At 40.8% G+C, this 20,359-nt stretch carries 15 protein-coding genes; 2 read left to right on the top strand and 13 right to left on the bottom strand.

Features of this window, described 5'->3' with window-relative positions:
* Positions 1 to 23: 23 nt before the first annotated feature.
* The gene (gene metK, locus BLR54_RS07215) at positions 24 to 1,205 is read right to left on the bottom strand and encodes a methionine adenosyltransferase (RefSeq protein ID WP_090418836.1); all 1,182 of its coding nucleotides are present in this window, start codon (positions 1,203 to 1,205) and stop codon (positions 24 to 26) included.
* Between the two features lie 187 nt (positions 1,206 to 1,392).
* Between metK and BLR54_RS07210 the strand changes: the two genes are divergently transcribed.
* Positions 1,393 to 2,502, top strand: coding sequence for an HD-GYP domain-containing protein (locus tag BLR54_RS07210; protein WP_090418833.1), 1,110 nt, complete (start codon positions 1,393 to 1,395; stop codon positions 2,500 to 2,502).
* On the opposite strand, the gene recD2 is transcribed toward BLR54_RS07210, so the two are convergent.
* From recD2 to BLR54_RS07165, 9 genes are all read right to left on the bottom strand, one after another.
* Complete coding sequence (recD2, locus tag BLR54_RS07205; protein WP_176761889.1) at positions 2,486 to 4,723, bottom strand: SF1B family DNA helicase RecD2; 2,238 nt, start codon at positions 4,721 to 4,723, stop codon at positions 2,486 to 2,488. The genes BLR54_RS07210 and recD2 overlap by 17 nt on opposite strands.
* Positions 4,724 to 4,850: 127 nt before the next feature.
* Complete coding sequence (locus BLR54_RS07200) at positions 4,851 to 5,309, bottom strand: hypothetical protein (protein WP_090418830.1); 459 nt, start codon at positions 5,307 to 5,309, stop codon at positions 4,851 to 4,853.
* 236 nt (positions 5,310 to 5,545) lie between these two features.
* Positions 5,546 to 6,364, bottom strand: a complete 819-nt coding sequence (locus BLR54_RS07195; protein ID WP_090418828.1) for a flagellar hook-basal body protein — start codon at positions 6,362 to 6,364, stop codon at positions 5,546 to 5,548.
* 22 nt (positions 6,365 to 6,386) lie between these two features.
* Positions 6,387 to 7,190 (bottom strand): flagellar hook-basal body protein, encoded by an 804-nt coding sequence (locus BLR54_RS07190; protein WP_090418825.1) that lies wholly within the window; start codon positions 7,188 to 7,190, stop codon positions 6,387 to 6,389.
* A gap of 259 nt (positions 7,191 to 7,449) precedes the next feature.
* Positions 7,450 to 8,430: a rod shape-determining protein gene (locus BLR54_RS07185; RefSeq protein WP_090418822.1), complete on the bottom strand. Its 981-nt coding sequence runs from the start codon at positions 8,428 to 8,430 to the stop codon at positions 7,450 to 7,452.
* Between the two features lie 149 nt (positions 8,431 to 8,579).
* On the bottom strand, positions 8,580 to 11,402 hold the full coding sequence (gene uvrA, locus BLR54_RS07180) for an excinuclease ABC subunit UvrA (RefSeq protein WP_090418819.1): 2,823 nt from the start codon (positions 11,400 to 11,402) through the stop codon (positions 8,580 to 8,582).
* A gap of 54 nt (positions 11,403 to 11,456) precedes the next feature.
* Positions 11,457 to 13,436, bottom strand: coding sequence for an excinuclease ABC subunit UvrB (uvrB, locus tag BLR54_RS07175; protein ID WP_090418813.1), 1,980 nt, complete (start codon positions 13,434 to 13,436; stop codon positions 11,457 to 11,459).
* A 74-nt stretch (positions 13,437 to 13,510) separates the two neighbouring features.
* Positions 13,511 to 14,257 carry an alpha/beta fold hydrolase gene (locus tag BLR54_RS07170; protein WP_176761888.1) on the bottom strand — a complete coding sequence of 249 codons (747 nt, stop codon included), beginning with the start codon at positions 14,255 to 14,257 and terminating at the stop codon, positions 13,511 to 13,513.
* A 104-nt stretch (positions 14,258 to 14,361) separates the two neighbouring features.
* A complete protein-coding gene (locus BLR54_RS07165) occupies positions 14,362 to 14,622 on the bottom strand; it encodes a DUF1292 domain-containing protein (protein ID WP_090418808.1) in 261 nt (86 codons plus the stop codon).
* Between the two features lie 291 nt (positions 14,623 to 14,913).
* Between BLR54_RS07165 and BLR54_RS07160 the strand changes: the two genes are divergently transcribed.
* Entirely contained in the window at positions 14,914 to 16,413 is a 1,500-nt protein-coding gene (locus BLR54_RS07160; RefSeq protein WP_090418803.1) for a glycosyltransferase family 39 protein, read from the top strand.
* Here the strand turns inward: BLR54_RS07160 and BLR54_RS07155 are convergent.
* From BLR54_RS07155 to BLR54_RS07145, 3 genes are read right to left on the bottom strand one after another with little or no spacing between them, the layout of a single operon-like run.
* Positions 16,384 to 18,006 (bottom strand): glycoside hydrolase family 13 protein, encoded by a 1,623-nt coding sequence (locus BLR54_RS07155; RefSeq protein WP_090418799.1) that lies wholly within the window; start codon positions 18,004 to 18,006, stop codon positions 16,384 to 16,386. The two genes, BLR54_RS07160 and BLR54_RS07155, sit on opposite strands and share 30 nt — an antisense overlap.
* Entirely contained in the window at positions 18,006 to 18,848 is an 843-nt protein-coding gene (locus tag BLR54_RS07150; RefSeq protein WP_176761887.1) for a sugar ABC transporter permease, read from the bottom strand. Before BLR54_RS07150 ends, BLR54_RS07155 begins: the two co-directional genes overlap by 1 nt.
* Positions 18,848 to 20,272 (bottom strand): carbohydrate ABC transporter permease, encoded by a 1,425-nt coding sequence (locus tag BLR54_RS07145; RefSeq protein WP_090418793.1) that lies wholly within the window; start codon positions 20,270 to 20,272, stop codon positions 18,848 to 18,850. Before BLR54_RS07145 ends, BLR54_RS07150 begins: the two co-directional genes overlap by 1 nt.
* Positions 20,273 to 20,359 lie beyond the last annotated feature (87 nt).

Below are 20,359 nucleotides of genomic sequence, written 5' to 3'. Positions count from 1 at the left end.
TTTATTATATCATATTGATATTTTTAAAGATATTTCTTTAAAGCTTCAGCTTTGTCTGTCTGCTCCCATGGAAGCTTAACATCTGTACGGCCGAAGTGACCATAAGCAGCTGTTGGACGGTAGATTGGACGACGAAGGTCGAGCATCTTGATGATTCCTGCTGGACGAAGATCGAAGTTCTCGCGAACGATTTCGATAATCTTTTCATCTGAAAGCTTTCCTGTGCCGAAGGTGTCTACCATAACGGATGTTGGCTCTGCAACGCCGATAGCGTATGAAAGCTGAATCTCGCACTTGTCAGCAAGGCCTGCTGCAACAATGTTCTTTGCAACGTAACGAGCTGCATAAGCACCTGAGCGGTCAACCTTTGTGCAATCCTTTCCTGAGAAAGCACCGCCGCCGTGACGAGCGTATCCGCCGTATGTATCAACGATGATCTTGCGGCCTGTAAGACCAGCATCACCGTGTGGGCCACCAATAACAAAGCGGCCTGTAGGATTGATGTAGAACTTTGTCTTATCATCAATCATGTCCTTTGGAAGGACTGGGTCGAAGACATATTTCTTAATGTCTGAGTGAATCTGTTCCTGAGTAACATCTTCATCATGCTGAGTAGATAAAACTACAGCTTCAAGTCTAACTGGCTTGCCAGCTTCGTCATACTCTACAGAAACCTGAGTCTTTCCATCAGGTCTAAGGTACGAAAGTGTACCGTCTTTGCGGACTGTTGCAAGCTGTAGAGCAAGTCTATGAGCAAGAGAAATAGGATAAGGCATAAGCTCTTCTGTTTCGTTAGTTGCGAAACCGAACATCATACCTTGATCACCGGCGCCTGTATCCAGGTCGTCTGTAAGTGAGCCTTCCTTTGCCTCAAGAGCCTTGTCAACACCCATTGCAATGTCTGCGGATTGTTGATCAAGAGCGACCATAACAGCGCAAGAGTTTCCATCAATGCCTTTCTTTCCATCGTCATAACCGATTTCAAGAAGAGTCTTGCGAACAATAGCTGGAACATCGAGCTGAGCCTTTGTGGTAATCTCTCCAGTAACAAGTACGAAACCTGTACATGAAGCAGTCTCACAAGCTACTCTACTCATTGGATCTTCAGCTAAGCAAGCATCGAGGATGGCATCAGATACGGCATCACACACCTTATCTGGATGGCCTTCTGTTACTGACTCTGAAGTAAAAAGTAACTTTTCCATTTTTTGACTCTCTTTCTTTATGAAATTTTACTTAATCTAGGGTTATTCCTAGACACTATAGTATAACCCCAATTACCATTAACTTCAATATACATTATTTTTTTGTAACTACTGTGAACTATATTGTATTATAAAAATTCTCTTATTATAATTAAATTGTATAGACAATATCCATAAGAGGACTAATATGATTACACTTACAGTTGATAAACTTGAACCGAATATGAAGGTTGCTGAGCCTATTGTAACAAAACGAGGACAGACTATTGTTAAGGCTGGCGAAACCCTTACTGCCCAGCTAATTGCCAAATTATCTTTTTATAAGATAGATTCCGCAACTGTAGAAGGTGAGGAGGATGAGCCTGAGCCAGAGCCTATTCCTGAACCATCCTCAAATGATTCCTTCATTAGCGACCAAATCACTTATTCTCAGCGACTGAAAGCTTCTCCAAAATTCCAGAAGTTCCAGTCAGATTATGCTTTGAATATTTCTTATCTAAAGGAAAACTTTGAAGCTATTATCGCTGGAGGCGGTTCAGAATGCTCAGATTTAATGCTAGAAAACTGTGAGATGCTTTTCAAATCAAAAACAACTATAGAGCTTCTTGATATGCTTAGAAATATGCGCAACCTTGAAGATCCTCTTTATTCACATTCCTTGAATGTGGCTCTTATTGCCCGTTCCATTGGAAAATGGTTGCAGCTTCCTAAGGAAGAACTTGATGTTTTAACTTTATCAGGATTGCTTCACGATATAGGAAAAACCCAGATACCTGAAAGTATCCTTAATAAACCTGGAAAATATACAGACGAAGAATTTGAACTGATGAAGTCCCATCCTCTAGCAGGAAAACGAATCCTCAGCGACAAGGGCTTTGATGTTAGAATTCCTTTTGCAGCACTTCAACACCACGAGCGTAGTGACGGAAGCGGCTATCCAAGAGGCTTGGAAGAGGATGAGATTGAAGATTTTGCCAGCATCATCGCCATCGCAGATGTTTATGACGCCATGACCAGTGCCAGAGCTCACCGCGATCCGCTATGTTCCTTCCAGGTTATCAGCGAGTTTGAAAGAAATCTTCAGAAGTACAACACCAAGTACATTTTGATTTTCTTGGAGAGAATCGCAAACACCTATAGCAACAGCCGTATTATGCTCAGTAATGCAAAAACAGGCCGCGTGGTTTACCTAAACAAGTCAAACCTATCGCGACCTATGGTTGCTCTTGATAGTGGTGAAATCATTGACCTCACCGCTCCTGCAAATAGCGAAGTATATATTAAATCGATTCTCTAAAGGCTTCTTCAATGCGCGCCTGCAAACCGCTGTATCGCTTAGCCTGAGAAACATTATCAACCATTGAATAAAACACATCTGCGTCGCCAACCATGGTGACGCATTTTTTTGCTCTGGTAATGGCTGTGTAAAGGATGTTTCTGTTCATAAGCATCCTTGGGCCATCCATAATAGGCATAACCACCGCCGGATACTCAGAACCCTGAGATTTGTGAATGGTAATGGCATAAGCAAGCTCCAGCTCATCCAGGTTCGCAAAAGGATAAACCACCTGTCTGCCTTCTTCAAACTCCACTGTAACAGACTTTGCCCAGTCGTTAATCTCTTTTATGATTCCCACATCACCATTGAAAACACCAAGACCTTTCTCCAAGGTGATGTTGTAATTTCCCTTCACTTCCCACTCTAGCTGATAGTCATTACGAATCTGCATGACCTTATCACCCTCGCGGAAGATACGGGTATCTCCAGTCCATTCGTTTTTGCCTTTGGCTGGAGGATTAAGATATTGCTGAAGGATTCCGTTTAATCTCTCAACACCAATCAAGCCTTTTCTTGTTGGTGTCAACACTTGAATATCACTGATGCCAGCATCCACGTACTTAGGCATCTTTTCCTTTACCAGAGTCAGCATCACATTGATGATTGTGTCTGCATTGTCCCTCTTCAGGAAGAAGAAATCCTTGGATTTATTATCAAGGGTAACATGCTCGCCCTTGTGAATCTTGTGGGCGTTCATGACAATATCGCTCTCCTGTGCCTGACGGAAAATCTTTTCCAAAGTAACTGAGCAAAACTGCTGTGATGCCAGAATATCTCTCAACACATTACCTGGACCAACACTAGGAAGCTGATGAACATCACCAACAAGAATAAGGCGTGTGCCCGGTGATATTGCCTTTAACAGCGCATACATCAAAGAAACATCCACCATGGACATCTCATCGATTATGATCACATCACACTCTAAAGGATTGTCTTCGTTTCGCTCGAACTTAGCAAAGCTTGCAGCATCCTCATCATCGCTTGGTCGACCTGATACCTCCAGCATTCTATGAATGGTGCGAGCCTCATAGCCTGTGGCCTCGCTCATACGCTTTGCGGCACGGCCTGTTGGCGCCCCAAGGAAGATATTGTAGCCTTCCTCCTCAAAGATGTGAATCATGGTCGTGATGGTGGTTGTCTTTCCTGTACCAGGACCACCAGTCAATACAAAAAGTCCTCGCTCAGCTGCTGCAATAACCGCATCCTTCTGAAGCTCATCCAGCTCAAAGCTTTCATCCTTTTCAATTCGGCGGATAACCTTTTCAAGGTCTTCCTTGTCAACCTTGTATTTCACATCCAGCTCTTTAAGCATTCCTGCTATAGATTCCTCCATGCGATAAAAAGGTCTGGAATAAACTTGCCTTACACCTTCGGAGTCACGCTTGATAATCACTCTCTTGTCCATGGCAAGGTTCATAACCTGAGCTTCCACAGAATCTGCATCTACCTTAAGCAAATCCACTGCTGCATCCACAAGCTTTTCTATAGGAAGATATGTGTGGCCATAGCCTGCTGCCTGACTTAGCACATACTGGATACCGCCTTTGATTCTAAACTCAGAATCTACCTTTATACCAACCTGACTCGCGATTTCATCAGCTGTCTTAAAACCAATTCCTGAAACCTCGTCAGCAATTCTGTAAGGGTTGCTCTGAATAACATTGAAAACCTGATTTCCAAAACGATTGTAAATCTTAATAGCCACATTGCCGTGAAGGCCATATTTATCCAAGAAAATCATGGCATTTCTAACATCCTTGGCACTTACAATCTGGTCAGAAATCTCCATGGCCTTATTAAGAGAGATACCCTTTACCTCCGCCAAGCGCTCTGGCTCTTCCTCAATAATTCTAAAGGTATCTTCACCAAACTTCTTTACAATTCTTGCTGCAAGCTTTGGACCAATCCCTCGGATAGCACCTGAGCCAAGATACCTTTCCATGGAAGCCTCATCTGTAGGTGCCACCGCCTCATGACTTGCCACCTTAAACTGCTTACCATAGGTAGGATGCTCTGTCCAGTCACCTCTCAACAGCAGGTTTTCCCCTTCACCAAGAGTTGGAAACAAACCTGTACATGTGACCAGTATCTCATCCGCCACAAAATCCAAAACCGTATATCCGTTATCGGAATTTCTATATATTATGTTTTCTACGTAACCTGTTAACTCTTCCATAGGGTATATAATACCATAGTTTTCCTTGCCACAATACACAAAAAGCCCTGGGCTTACGCCCAGAGCTGCTATCTTTTTATATCTTGTTTTTACTGAAACACAGAGTTATTACTACTTATTACTACTTTTAGCTTTGTACTGCCTGGACTGTGGAACCGTTGGCATTGGCGATATTTTCAGATACATCGTCATTGTTGAGACCATCGTTTTCAGCAACCTGGTTGGTGTTTCCTGTGATTCCATAGTTTCGCATTATCTGCTCTACGAAGTCGTCGGTGATATTGCCGCCTAGGTCGTCCACAAGCTGTGAAGCGATTTGGGTGATTGCAGAATCCAGATAAAGGTCTTTGTACATACTCATGGAATCATTGCTTTTTTCTTCCATGGTGATGGTTTCCTTCATCTGCTTGATAACCTTTTCCATCATGTAGGTTTCGAAGTCCTTCACTGCTTTGGTGATTTCTTCTTTAGAAGAATCTTTTGAAATTCCTCCGATGGATTTTGAGGTTGCCTCTGCAGCTGCCGCCCTTGTTTGGTTGGCGTATTGTGTTTGTAAGTAAGTGTTCATTCCTGTTGAATCGATCATTTTCCTATCCCCCTGTTTTAATAATAGAACCATTTTTCCCTTTTGTTACTATTCACAGTAACTACCACTTCATTCATAATTGAACTCTTACAGAGTTCTATCAAGTGCTTTGCACTTGTAATTATTCATGAAGTGTTAGTCACTTATTCCAGTATACAAATATTCAAGAATTATTCTTTTACAAGCAAGCTTGACAAGAATTAATTCTTAAATATTTATTACTGTGAATAGTAACATTATCTCTTCAGGTTATTCGCCTGCTCCAGCATAGTATCTGAAGTTGTGATAGCCTTTGAGTTCATTTCGTATGCACGCTGTGCAATGATAAGATTTACCATTTCATCAGCTACATTTACATTAGATCCCTCCAAGTAGCCCTGTGCAATCTGGCTGGTTATTACACCCGCTGTACTCCATTCAGGAATTGGCTCCCCAGATGCTGCTGACTGGTCATATAAATTCTCGCCAATCTTGTCTAAGCCTACTCTGTTTGTAAACTGATATCTTGCAATAGACTGTCCTGTTTGAATAATATTTCCGGCTGCATCCTTATAAGAAATGGAGCCATCATCAATATTAACTCCAAATCCAAGCTCACCTGCTGTTGCTGGCAATCTGATTGGATTTCCTGTGGTATCTAAAACTCTATAGCCTTCAGCTGTTGTAAGAATCTTTGAGCCATCAGTATCAATAGCCCAAGTGAAGTTACCGTTTCTTGTATAGTGAGTTTCTTCACCATCCTGTACAGCAAAGAAGCCTTCACCAATCATACATAATGCTGTTTTGCTGTCGCTTGCAAGCTGAGCACCTTGTGTAAAGTTTGCATTCAAGGATGCAACTCTTGTTCCCAAACCTACCTGAGCACTTGTTGGCTTTGTCTCTCCCTGAGCATTTGTACTCTGAGCCTGAAGTGTTTGATACAACAATGTCTTAAACTGTGCTGTCTGAGCTTTAAAACCTGTTGTGTTTACGTTTGCTAAGTTGTTTGCAATTGTATCAACCTGAATCTGCTGACCCTTCATTCCTGAAGCACCAGACCATAAACTTCTTACCATACACGTCCTCCTAGTTGCTCATTTATACTCTACCGATTTGGTTTGCTGTCTTTTCTAAGGTGGAATCCTCAGCTTGAATCATCTTTTGTCCTGCCTCATAAGCACGGGCAATTTGAATCATGTTTACCATCTCATCCACTACATTTACATTTGAGGTTTCAAGCATTCCCTGCTGAACGGTTGCCTCACTTTCAATTATGGTTCCACCTTCAATCAAATCGTAAAGGTTCTCACCATATTTATTAATGTAATCGTAGTCTTGAATATCGATGACTCCGATGGTTGTAACTGGTTCGTTATTCTGGCTTATAGTTCCGTCTGGGGCAATGGCATATTTTAAATTCGGATCAATCTGAACTCTGAAGCCATCTCCTGACTGTGAGCCTAGAGCTCCATCTGCAGTGAGAACATAATCTCCGTCAACAGTTCTTAGATAGCCTTCGTTATCTACTACGAAGTTTCCATCCCTTGTATATTTGATGGAGGTTTCTCCTGCCTTATTTGTGAACTCAATTGCGAAGAAGCCTTTTCCGGCTAAGGCCACATCAGAATCCTTATCTGTAATCTGGAAAGGTCCCTGTTCCCAATTGGTGTAGGTTTCACCAATCTTGGCCCCCATAGAAATGTATCCTATTCCTGTAGGTCGATTTGCCCATTCCGAGGTATCCTTAATTTTGATTGCCAGTCTCTCGTCGAAGGCTTGGGCAATCATTGCCTCTTTTTTGTATCCTGTGGTTGCAGAGTTTGCAAGATTGTTAGTCATAACATCCATTCGACGCTGCTCGTTTACCATTCCTGTATAGGCTGTGTAGAGTCCTTTTACCATAGGGTTCTCCTCTTAAGATGTGGGCTTTTCATCCTTAAGCCACCCACAGAATGACATACGTTACAATATTCTACATATGTTTTATCGGATACCGAAATGAATACTTAACCCTTTTTTCGTCATTTTTTTAGAAAAAGCTCATAAACTAAATAAAGCACTTGATATATATATAGTATTTTCAATGAATATAGTGAAAACGATATTGAAAATACTTAGATATATACAAGTGCTTTTGTTAATCTAGGATGCTTTTTCTATATTAATCTGCTAAAAGCTCTACGTAGCGTCCAGTTCCGATGGCTACACAAGTCATTGCTTCATCAGCAGTCATTGTGTTGATGCCTGTGCGGTCTTCGATGAGTTCCTCAAGACCACGAAGAAGTGCGCCACCACCTGTAAGAACTATACCTCTGTCGGCAACGTCAGCTGCAAGCTCTGGTGGAGTCTTCTCAAGAACTGAGTGGATAGCTTCAACAATCTGCATTGTAGATTCCTTGAGAGCTTCCTCTGTTTCCTCAGAAGATACTGTGATTGTCTTTGGAAGACCTGAAACAAGGTTACGTCCTCTGACATCCATAGTCTCTGCCTCGCCAAGTGGGAAGCAACGACCAATCTTAATCTTGATATCCTCGGCTGTACGTTCACCGATAAGAAGATTGTGCTTCTTTCTCATGTAACGAACGATAGCCTCGTCGAAATCATCACCAGCAACCTTGATAGATGTGCTGACAACTGAGCTACCAAGTGAAATAACAGCGATATCTGCTGTACCACCACCGATATCTACAATCATGTTACCCATTGGAAGGGAAATATCGATACCTGCACCGATAGCTGCTGCGATAGGCTCTTCAATGATAGAAACCTCACGAGCACCTGCTGCGAAAGCAGCATCCTCAACGGCACGCTTCTCTACCTCTGTAGCACCAGAAGGAACGCAAACTGCAATACGAGGCTTACGATAGCTCTTCTTGCCCATTGCCTTCTGAACGAAGTACTTAATCATCTTCTCTGTAACTGTGTAGTCAGAGATAACACCCTGACGAAGTGGACGAACTGCCACAATATTTCCAGGAGTACGTCCAATCATGAGACGTGCTTCCTCACCGATTTCCTTAATCTTGTTTGTATCTCTATCAAAAGCCACTACTGAAGGCTCTTTTAAAACAACGCCCTTGCCCTTAACATATACAAGAACGCTCGCTGTACCTAAATCAATTCCGATATCTGATCCTGCCATTATCTTTGTCCTTTCTTTTTGTTATATATGGTCATGCCTTTCGGCAAATTTGCATAATTTCACGCTTCTATTATATACGAAAAATCCCAACTTTCAAGTCAAAAAAAGCACCAACAGATGGCTGTTGGCGCTTAATCAGGCTTTTTAAATTATAAATATTCCTTAAGATACTGACCGGTGTAGCTCTTTTTTACCTTTACAATCTCTTCTGGTGTTCCCTTGGCAATAACTGTACCACCACGATCACCACCGTCAGGACCCATGTCGATGATATAATCTGCACATTTGATAACATCAAGGTTGTGTTCGATTACCACAACTGTGTTTCCTGAATCTGAAAGCTTTCGCATAATCTCAACTAATTTATTTACATCGTCAAAATGAAGACCCGTGGTTGGCTCGTCAAGGATGTAAATTGTCTTTCCAGTGGCACGACGTGAAAGCTCTGTAGCAAGCTTGATTCGCTGAGCCTCACCACCTGAAAGTGTGGTAGATGGCTGACCAAGCTTGATGTAGCCTAAACCAACATCATAAAGACACTGAATCTTGTTGAGGATGCTAGGAACATTCTTGAAGAATTCCACTGCCTCTTCAACAGTCATATTCAGCACATCGTAGATGGTCTTTCCTTTATAGTGAACCTCAAGAGTCTCGCGATTGTAACGCTTTCCTCCGCAAACCTCGCAAGGCACATACACATCTGGCAAGAAGTGCATCTCGATTTTGATGATACCATCACCTGAGCAGGCCTCGCAGCGTCCGCCCTTTACGTTGAAGGAGAAGCGTCCCTTGTTGTAGCCTCGCTCCTTTGCCTCGGTGGTACCTGCAAACAAATCACGAATCAAATCAAAGACACCTGTGTAGGTAGCAGGATTTGAACGAGGTGTACGACCGATTGGTGACTGGTCAATATCGATAACCTTATCAAGGGCCTCTACACCAATAATGTCATCATGCTTTCCAGAAATCTTTCTGGCACGATTCAGGCGCTTTGCCAAATCCTTGTAAAGAATCTCGTTGATAAGTGAGCTCTTTCCAGAGCCTGACACACCTGTAACAACAGTCATTATGCCAAGTGGAATATCCACATCAATGTTCTTTAGGTTGTGCTCTCTGGCACCCTTAATTGTGAGCCATCCCTTTGGCTCTCTTCTTTCTGAAGGAACAGGGATGCACAGCTTTCCCGAAAGATATTGGCCTGTAATGGAATTTGGGTTTGCCATGATTTCTGCTGGTGTTCCAGCAGCAACCACTTCTCCACCATCCTTACCTGCGCGAGGGCCGATATCCACAAGATAATCTGCAGCCTTCATAGTATCTGCATCATGCTCCACGACAATCAAAGTGTTTCCAAGATCTCGTAAGCCCTTTAGGGATGCCAACAGCTTGTCATTGTCCTTTTGATGAAGACCGATGGAAGGCTCGTCCAAAATATAGGCAACGCCAACCAAGCCTGAACCAATCTGGGTAGCAAGACGAATTCGCTGAGCCTCACCACCTGAAAGAGAGGCTGTTGCTCTGGCCAGGGTAAGATAATCCAAGCCAACATCCACCATAAACTTAAGACGATTTCTAATTTCCTTTAAGACAACGGCACCAATCTTTTTCTGCTGCTCTGTAAGCTGAAGATTCTCAATCAAATCGTAAAGCTCATGAACAGGATACTGGGTCATCTCAAAGATGTTTTTATCTGCAATTGTTACAGCAAGACTTTCCTTTTTCAAACGCTGACCATGGCAGCAAGGACACTCACTGTAAAACATGAACTCTTCGTATTCACGTTTTTGATTTTCCGAGAAGGTCTCTTTATATCGACGATTAACATTCTCTATTAATCCTTCAAAAACTGTAGGATAAACTCCGCGGCCACGCTGGCCCTCGTAGTGAACATCCACAGAGTGGTCAAAGCCATGAAGGAACATGTGACGAATTTTCTCAGGCAATTCCTTGTAAGGAGTATCCAGTGAGAAATCATATTCTGAAGCCAAGGCCTCAAGCAATGCATGAGCGAAGCTTCCTTTTTTATTAGAAGACTGCCAGCCCATTACCTGAACACAGCCCTCGTTAAAGGAAAGGCTCTTGTCTGGAATCATAAGATCCTCGTCGAATTCCATCTTGTAGCCAAGACCAAAGCACTCTGGGCAGGCACCGAAAGGATTGTTGAAGGAGAAGCTTCGTGGCTCCACCTCATCAATGCTGATGCCGCAGTCAGGACATGAAAAGCCCTCTGAAAATCTGATAGGCTCACCATCAATAACGTCCACAATCATAAGACCTTCGGCAAGCTTAAGCACTGCCTCGATAGAATCTGTAAGACGCTTTTCAATTCCTTCTTTTATAACAAGTCTATCAACTACGATTTCGATGTTGTGCTTTATGTTTTTATCCAGCTTTATTTCTTCTGAAAGGTCGTAGACACTTCCATCCACGTTTACACGAACATATCCAGACTTCTTTGCCTTTTCAAAAAGCTTTTCGTGAGTACCCTTTCGGCCTCTGACCACTGGAGCAAGAAGCTGAATCTTGGTACGCTCTGGAAGGGCCATAATAGCATCCACCATCTGATCTACGGTCTGCTTGCTAATAGGCTTGCCACAGTTTGGACAATGTGGAATTCCACAGCGAGCATACAAAAGACGCATGTAGTCATATATCTCTGTGACGGTTCCTACTGTGGAACGTGGGTTGTGGTTGGTACTTTTCTGGTCAATAGAAATGGCAGGTGGCATACCTTCCATGTGCTCCACGTTTGGCTTTTCCATCTGACCTAAGAACTGGCGGGCATAGCTGGAAAGAGATTCCATGTAACGACGCTGGCCCTCAGCAAAGATTGTGTCGAAGGCTAAGGATGATTTTCCTGAGCCAGAAAGGCCTGTAAGGACTACGAATTCGTCACGGGGAATGTCTATACTAATGTTCTTAAGGTTGTGCTCGTTGGCACCTTTTATTTTTATAAATTTCTTCTCTTTCAAATTAACACCTCATCAGTCACCTTCGGTGACAGCTTCTCCTCAAGGAGAAGCCTCTTATAATTCAAGCAGCATATTTTTTAACTCAACCATCTTGTCGCGGTATTCGGCAGCAGCCTCGAAGTTCAGTTCAGAAGCAGCCTTTTGCATCTTCTTCTGGATGTCGGCGATGAGCTTTTCAAGCTCTTGCTTATCCATTTCCTCAGGACCCTTCTTAAACTGCATTTCCTTCTTTGCAATATCCTTGGAAATGGAAATAAGCTCTCGCACAGACTTTTGAATAGTCTTTGGAGTGATGCCGTGGGCCTCATTATAGGCCTTTTGGATTTCGCGACGACGCTCTGTTTCTGAGATAGCCTTTTCCATGGATTCTGTCATGGTGTCGGCATACATGATTACGTGGCCCTCAGAATTTCGAGCAGCACGACCGATGGTCTGTATCAAAGAGCGCTCGCTTCGCAGGAAGCCTTCCTTATCCGCATCCAAAATAGCAACCAACGTGATTTCTGGGATATCCAAACCTTCACGAAGAAGATTGATTCCTACCAAAACGTCAAACACATCCAAACGCAGGTCTCGAATGATTTCCGCACGTTCCATAGTGTCGATGTCGGAGTGCATATATTTAACTCTAACTCCAAGCTCTGCCAGATAATCTGTTAAATCCTCTGCCATACGCTTGGTGAGGGTGGTAATCATGACCTTATGTCCCTCAGCAGTTTCCTTTTTGATTTCTCCAAACAAGTCGTCAATCTGACCTTCTACAGGACGGACCTCAATCTCAGGATCAAGAAGACCTGTTGGACGAATAACCTGTTCGGTGCGAAGCATCTCGTGCTCCTCTTCGTAGTCGCCTGGTGTGGCAGATACGAACATAATCTGATCCAGCTTTGATTCGAACTCGCCAAAATTTAGAGGTCTGTTATCCAGTGCCGATGGAAGACGGAAGCCATATTCCACAAGGGTTCGCTTTCTGGCTTGGTCACCAGCAAACATACCTCGCACCTGAGGAAGAGTGATATGACTCTCATCCACGATGATAAGAAAATCATCACCAAAATAATCAATCAAACACTTTGGTGGCTCACCTGGCTGCTGATTAGTCATATGACGGCTGTAGTTTTCGATGCCGGAGCAGAAGCCTGTCTCTCGAAGCATCTCTATATCGAAATTGGTACGCTCTGCAATACGCTGAGCCTCGATTAATTTATCCTCTGACTTGAAATATTTAACACGCTCTGTAAGCTCTGCCTCAATGCTGGCACAGGCTTCGTTTATCTTGTCTTGTGGGATAACGTAGTGGCTGGCTGGAAAGATGGCCACGTGTTCCAAGGACCTTTTCACCTGTCCTGTCATAATATCTGTTTCGCATATACGGTCTATCTCGTCGCCAAAAAACTCGATTCTGATACCATAGTCGCTGGTGTTGGCAGGGATTACCTCGAGAGTATCGCCGCGAACTCTAAAAGTGCCTCGGGCAAAATCCATGTCATTTCGCATGTATTGGATATTAATAAGCTCGTGGATTACATCATCCCTATCCTTAAAATCACCAGGACGTAGGGATACCATCATGTTTTGGAAATCGTCTGGCTCACCAATGCCATAGATACAAGAAACTGAAGATACAATAATGACATCCCGTCTTTCTGAGAGGGATGCCGTGGCAGAGAGCCTCAGCTTATCAATCTCATCATTAATGGAAGAATCCTTGGCGATGTAGGTATCAGTGCTAGGCACATAAGCCTCTGGCTGATAATAATCATAGTAGGACACAAAGTATTCTACGGCGTTTTCAGGAAAGAACTCCTTAAACTCCGAATACAGCTGGCCTGCCAAAGTTTTGTTGTGAGCTATAATAAGTGTAGGCTTATTTAATTGTTCAATAACATTGGCCATGGTGAAGGTCTTTCCAGAACCTGTAACTCCAAGAAGAGTCTGCATCTGATTGCCTTCCTTGAAGCCCCTGACCAAGTCTTCTATTGCCTGTGGCTGATCGCCAGTAGGCTTGTATTGTGAATGAAGTTTAAAATCCATATACGTCACCTAAAATCTGCTTTAAACAACTTAATGGAAGTATAACATATTTTCACTCAAAATCAAACATTTGTTCACTCTATAAATTTTACAATTTCATCTACTACAATGTCAGTCTGTTCCTCACAGGTGATTGTTGGATTACCATCGCCATCCTGGATGCCATAGTCGCCAAAATAGCTGTGACAACCGCCTTGGATTACAACCTCCTTGTAGTCCTTTGGAAGATTCTTGAGATTCTCTTCATACTTATCCATTTTTAAAACTCCGTCCTCGGAACCTCTTAAGGAAAGAGCCTTCAAATCCGTGTCAGAAAAATCGTTTATAGAAAAGGACGCCATAAGAATTATACCCTTAAAATCTTCAACGTGTACCTTAGCATACATGTTAGCCATGGCTCCGCCAAGGCTGTGGCCTCCAATGTACCAATCTTCTATTTCCGGATAATCATCTATAATACCTCTTGCACCATTAGCCTTAAAAATTGCAATGTAATGTGGCATTCCAATCTCTATTACTTCAATGCCATTTTCAGCAATCTTCTCCAAAACCGGTGCATAGGCTTCTGTTTGCACCAAGGCTCCTGGATAGAAAATGAATCCAGCCCTTGGATTTTCTGGTTCGTAAATTATATTCCTTCCATCATGCCTAACTGTAACACCCTCTGCAGGATGCTCGATATAGTTTTTGGCATGGTCTGTAGCTTCATAATAATTGTTTACATATGTAAAAAATCTGATGATAGAAGCAATAACCACCACATGAATTATCGCTATAATGATTATTCTTTTTCTTGTAAATTTATCTCTAATTCTTTTCAAGTTATTCTCCAACTTCCTTTATTGCTTAGACTAGAGTATACCACAAATATCCTAGTAAGATTAGACATAAAATGAGCTCCCTTTCAGGGAGCTCGTAAGTTATTTTAAATCATATCCATATATGCTTCAGCGATTCGATTGTAATCAATTTGGTTGGTAATTTTTTCTACCTTGAAATCATCTTCCCCAACCTTAACTCTGTAAATGAAACAACCTTCATCACTAACTGTATCACCTTCTACAAGTGCTGCGGCAACATAACCTTTGTTCTCAAATTCAAATTGATCAATTACCGCCATCTCTACTTCGTCACCATCCTTAGTATTGACCACAAATGTAATATACTCTTTAAATTCATTGCTCATCGCGGGTTCCTCCTTAGTACTGCTTTCCCCCGTTTCTACACTTATTTTATGAAAATTATATTACATTATAATTGTGTAAAGATTAAGCACAAAATATGAACTATTAGAGAATAGTAATGTTCCGTGGGGCGCAATTCACAGTTTCATCAAAGTATATACATATTTCTCTGTGTTTTCAATGTTTTTCGAGTGTTTTTTCCTTTGAAATCATTGCCACAATCAACCAAGAAGGGTATAATTTCCTCCGGATTATGTTTTTTTATTTACTATCTTTGTAGGGAGAAATGAGATATGAAAACAAAGCTATCTAGTAGCGAAATAATCAAGCTATTTTCTGTAATTTTATTCTTAAGCGTTCTTGTTGTTTTCTTCGGATTGAGGAAACAAGACTTCCATGTAGACGAAGTATGGAACTATGGTTTATCAAACAATATTAGCTCCATATATCCACATATTGAATATGGAAAAGAATATAAAGGATTAGGACCTTTTAAGGATTTTGTTGAAGTATCAAAAGGCGAAGGCTTCAATTATACTAATGTATGGGCTAATCAAGCTAACGATGTTCATCCTCCACTCTACTATTGTCTTTTCCACACTATATGCTCTCTTTTTCCAAACACATTTAGTATTTGGTACGGCATAGGTTTAAACATGGTTTTTATGGCTTTATCAATAATCGTTCTTTATAAGCTATCAAAGCTGATTTTCAAAGACGATTTTTCTGCATTTGCAGTTATTCTTGCCTTTGGTACTACCGTTTCCTTTTTGGATACCATCATCTTCATTAGGATGTATGCTCAATTCACATTATTGGCTATCCTATTTGCATATCTTATAAAAATCTACTGGGACAAACCACTAACAAAGAGGTTTTATCTTTTAGCAGGATTAAATCTTATTGTAGGTGTGTTTACTCACTATTATTTCCTGATTTATGGATTTTTCCTTTGCGCAGTTTTCTGCGTTAATTTAATCATTAAAAAGAGCTACATCGAACTTAGAAATAGCATCCTTACTTTTGTGGGCTCGGGTATTTTATATATTCTTATGTGGTACCACATATTAAGCCATATATTTAGAGGTTCCAGAGGACAGGATGCACTTAGTAAAGCTGCTTCTATCTCCGGACTAAAAGGCATTTTTATAATGTTTAGTATTGTAAACTTCTATGTTTTTAGCGGTACCTTTCTTCTCATTTTGATTTGTATCGCAGTCATTTTCTTTAGAAGAAAGAAAGCAAATCAGACTATCTGGTGCTATGAAACTGCCTTATTTATCGTAGGTCTTCTTTATATCTGTGTTGTTGGTAAGGTTGCACCTTTTGAAAGCAGCAGATATATCGCAGCAGTTGGATTCATATTTATGATTATTGCTGTTCTTGCTGTACAAAAATTCTTAAGTCCAAAATATAAAAAAGCGACTATTACAAAAGGCCTATTAATTGCCTTCCTTGTTTTAAATTTGTTGAATTTTGGCTATAGAGGTTTTTATCTACCAAATGATAACTACTCTCCTAACAGAGCAGAATTGCAGGAAGCAATTAAGGATTACAAGCTTGTAGAATATTGTGATTCTGATTGGGAAATGTTAAGTGCCTTTACAAATCTGACAAATGCAAAAAGCTACGCTTTTATTAATAAGAATGATGCTGATGAGTATATCAGTAATCAAAAAAAAGATTTTGTACTCCTTCTTTATGACAAAGAAGCACAAAATCTTTTCCCTGATTTAGATTGTCATTTAATTATGAATTTCGGTTCAGGAAATTACTATCTCGTAAGTCGCTAAATTCATTGTGACCTTAACAGTCTCTTGGCCATAGGTTCTGCTGAAACAGTATAATTTGTTGTTTTCATCAACAAGCTCTGTTCGATATGAGCCTTGGCTGAGAGCCTTTGAATTTCTTCTAATATGTATCCACTTGCGATAAAATTCTTCAATCTCTGTTGTTTTATCCCATGGCATTGGCTTTCTGTATTCACACTCTTTCAAGCCTTCCATACCCTTTTCATCTCCATAGAAAACAGATGGAATACCTGGTGCACACATCATAAATGCAAGCGCAAGCTTCAGCTTTCTTTCATCACCCTTACAAAAACTTAAAAATCTTCCCACATCATGAGTATCTAAAAAATTCATTTGCGCAAGTGTTACCTGATTAGGATACCTATGAAGCATATGCTGGATTCTTTCATCAAATTCCTTAATTCCTATTTTTTCTTCAGCAAAGAAATCTCTGCATATATTTGTGAAGGTATAGTTCATAGTGGAATCGAACTGATCTCCCTGAAGCCAAACAGTAGAATCCTCCCAGATTTCTCCTATTAAGAAGCTTTCAGGATTCTCTTCCCTTATAGCTCTCTTGAAAGCTCTAAAGAATTCATGATTGATTTCGTTGGCCACATCCATTCTCCAACCATCAATACCGCATTCACGAATCCAGAAGCGACCAACTTCACAACAATATTCCTGCACCTTTGGATTGCCAGTGTTGAGCTTTGGCATATTTGAAACATAGGCAAAAGCCTCATAGTTTGGATATGGATTTCTTTGGATAGGAAATCTCAGCTTGTAGAACCAATCTACATATTCTGATTTTTCACCCTTTTCAAGCACATCCTTGAAAGCGAAAAAGTCTGGTCCGCAATGATTGAAAACTCCATCCAAAATTACCTTAATATCTCTGGCATGACACTGCTTTACCAGCTCCTTAAAATCTTCTAGGGTACCGAAGCATGGATCAATATCCATATAGTCTACGGTGTCATATTTATGGTAGGAATTTGCTTTGAAAATAGGATTGATATAGATGCAGTTTGTACCAAGCTCTGAAATATAATCCAGGTTTTCCACAATTCCCTTAAGGTTTCCACCAAGATTAGAACGATATTCCACATCCCCTTCAGTTAAAGTCTTACCCTGGCAAGAAATACTTCTCTTACCGTCTGCAAAGCTATCTGGGAAGATGTGGTACATAACCATATTCTTGGTCCAATCAGGCATGGTTATCATATCTTCTCTTCGTAAATACGGAAATTGGAAATACTGAGTTCTGTTCTCTCTTACTTCTTCAGCAAAGCCATATTCATCGTAATAAAGCTTAATTCCATAATTATCTTCAAGGTAAAAGTAATAGCATACTCTGGTGTGATTAGTCTTTACCTCTGCTTCAAAATAATCGAAAATTTCATCTGTTGCCACAAGCTCCATTTCAACCTTTGTGACACGCATTTTCTTTTCTAAATCTACTCTATCCCCAAAGAAAAGGGAGGCCTTTTTCAGGTCTCCCTTTGCACTCTTTAGGGAAATCACCAATCTGTCTTCGGCTGTCATATAAGCCTGTTCACTAAGTGGTCTATGTGTGATTCCTGCTAAATTCATTATCCTTTTACTGCGCCTCCTGTTACGCCCTCAACATAGAACTTCTGCATTATGATGAAAAGGATTGAAATAGGTACTGCAATCATCAATCCGCCGCAACAGAAGTATGCGAAATACTGGTTAACAAGTGCTCTCTGAAGCAATTGGAAAAGTCCTAAGGCCATTGTCCAATCCTTTGGATCCTTTGACTTAATCATAAGTCTTACCATTACGAAGTCCATCCATGGATTCAGGAAGGAATTAATAACGGTGTAAACGATCATTGGCTTTGAAAGAGGAACTACAATCTTCGCAAAAATTGTTGCCTCTGATGCACCTTCCAATCTAGCCGCCTCATGAAGGGAAACTGGAACAGTATCGAAGAAACCCTTTAAAATCAAATAGCCAAGTCCTGATGCTCCTGAGTATAAAATTATAAGTCCAACTACACTATCAGTAAGTCCAAGCATCTTTAAAATGAAGTACATTGCAATCATTGAAAGAACACCTGGGAACATACCAAGGATGAGCGAGAAGCTCATAAGTCCCTTTCTTCCCTTGAAATCAATGAATGAGAAGGCATAAGCTGTCATGATTACGAAGCAAGATGAAATCAAGCAGCTAAACACACCGATTATCATTGAATTCTTGAACCAAGCAGGGAAATTTGCAGCTGAATCAGGCTCAAAGAAAAGCTGATGATAGTTTGCAAGTGTCCAATGCTCTGGGAAGAAATGGTTTGTGTTAATACCCTTTTGTGCACTGAAGGTTGTTACGATTAACCAAAAGATTGGTATCAGCCAAACAAACGCTAAAAATGCTAAGAATAAATGTCTACCGATAATTTTCCATGTCTTTTTCATTATCTATACACCCCCTCTTTATCTCCACCTATCATTCTTGAGAAGGTAAGGAGTGATAATGCAGCACAGATAACAAAGGTTACGATACCGATAACTGATGCCATCTTGAAGTTACTGTACTCGTTTGTAAGTGTGAACAACCATGTAATAAGCAAGTCACATTCCTTTGCGTGTGAGTTTGCCATATACATATTTCCAGTTGCGTAATTGTTTGTAAGAAGGTAAATAACGTTGAAGTTATTAATGTTTGCAATTACTGACTGAATAAGTGATGGGCCTGTGATGAACATTACGTATGGCATTGTAATCTTCCAGAAAATCTGGAACTTGTTGGCACCATCAATCTTTGCTGACTCAATCTGGTCAGATGGGATATTCATAAGGATACCTGTTGCAACAAGCATCTGATATGGAATACCAATCCAAATATTTACAAGGATGATTGAAACATGAACCCAACCTGGTCTAGAAAGGAATGGGATGCAAGCATCACCTGGAGATAACAATCCAATATGCTTGAAGAAATCTAAGATTCCAACATTTGCACACATTGTATTTACGATACCGTTGTCACCAAACATCTTACTGATAAGAAGAAGTGTAACGAACTGTGGAATACCGATTGTGATTACGAAAAGTGTTCTCCACATTCCCTTTAAGTGTGTATCCTCATGGTTAATAAACTGAGCAAGAAGAATACCACCAAGGAAAGTTGTTGCTGTTGCAAGAACTGCCCAGATAAGGGTCCAAGCAAGAACTCTAACAAATGCGTATCCAAAAGTGATTGTCTGGCTTGTTGTGAAAAGATTTACGAAGTTTTTGATACCAACCCAAGTGAAGAGGTAAGTTGGTGGCTGATGGTTCTCATCATAATTCGTAAATGCGATACAAACCATGAATAAAATTGGAATAACATTGATTAGAATTACACCTAAACTTGGAAGGGTTAAAAGTGTAATGTGGAATCTTTCGTTTTTGAAAGATGCTATATCATCCTTAAAGCTGTTAATGTGCTCACCTTCCTCAGCCATTTTCTGAATACGGTAAACAGCATTAACATTTGCGATATATAATGCGATAAATGCAAGGATTACAAGAATTCCAATAATTCCATAAAGAAGAATCAAAAGGGAGTTATCGTAATCGTTTACAGTTTTTTTCATTGTTACAATGTCAAAAATCTCTTCTCTTTGAACTGTACCAAGAGTATTAAGCTTTGACATATATGGCATAAATACACCCACAATAGAGGAGATAACACCAACCTCTAGGAGGGTCATAAGAATTCCGCGCATGATCTGTTTTCTACCGAAATAACCAGCGCCCATGATGATAAGGGAAAGCTTAACCCAGATATCACCTGACACTACTGAGTGTCCAAAAGCTTTTAAGCTGCTTCCTAGTTTGTTTAATAGATTTTTCATAGACACCTCTTATAAAGAGCTTTTAAAAAGGCTCATGAGCTTGAACTTGATTCAAGCCCATGGGCCAATATTAATTTTGGGGTTTAA

Source organism: Pseudobutyrivibrio sp. YE44 (genome assembly GCF_900104335.1).
Taxonomy (GTDB): domain Bacteria; phylum Bacillota; class Clostridia; order Lachnospirales; family Lachnospiraceae; genus Pseudobutyrivibrio.
Note: the sequence above shows the minus strand (reverse complement) of the source record. Positions and strands in the feature narration are given on the sequence as shown.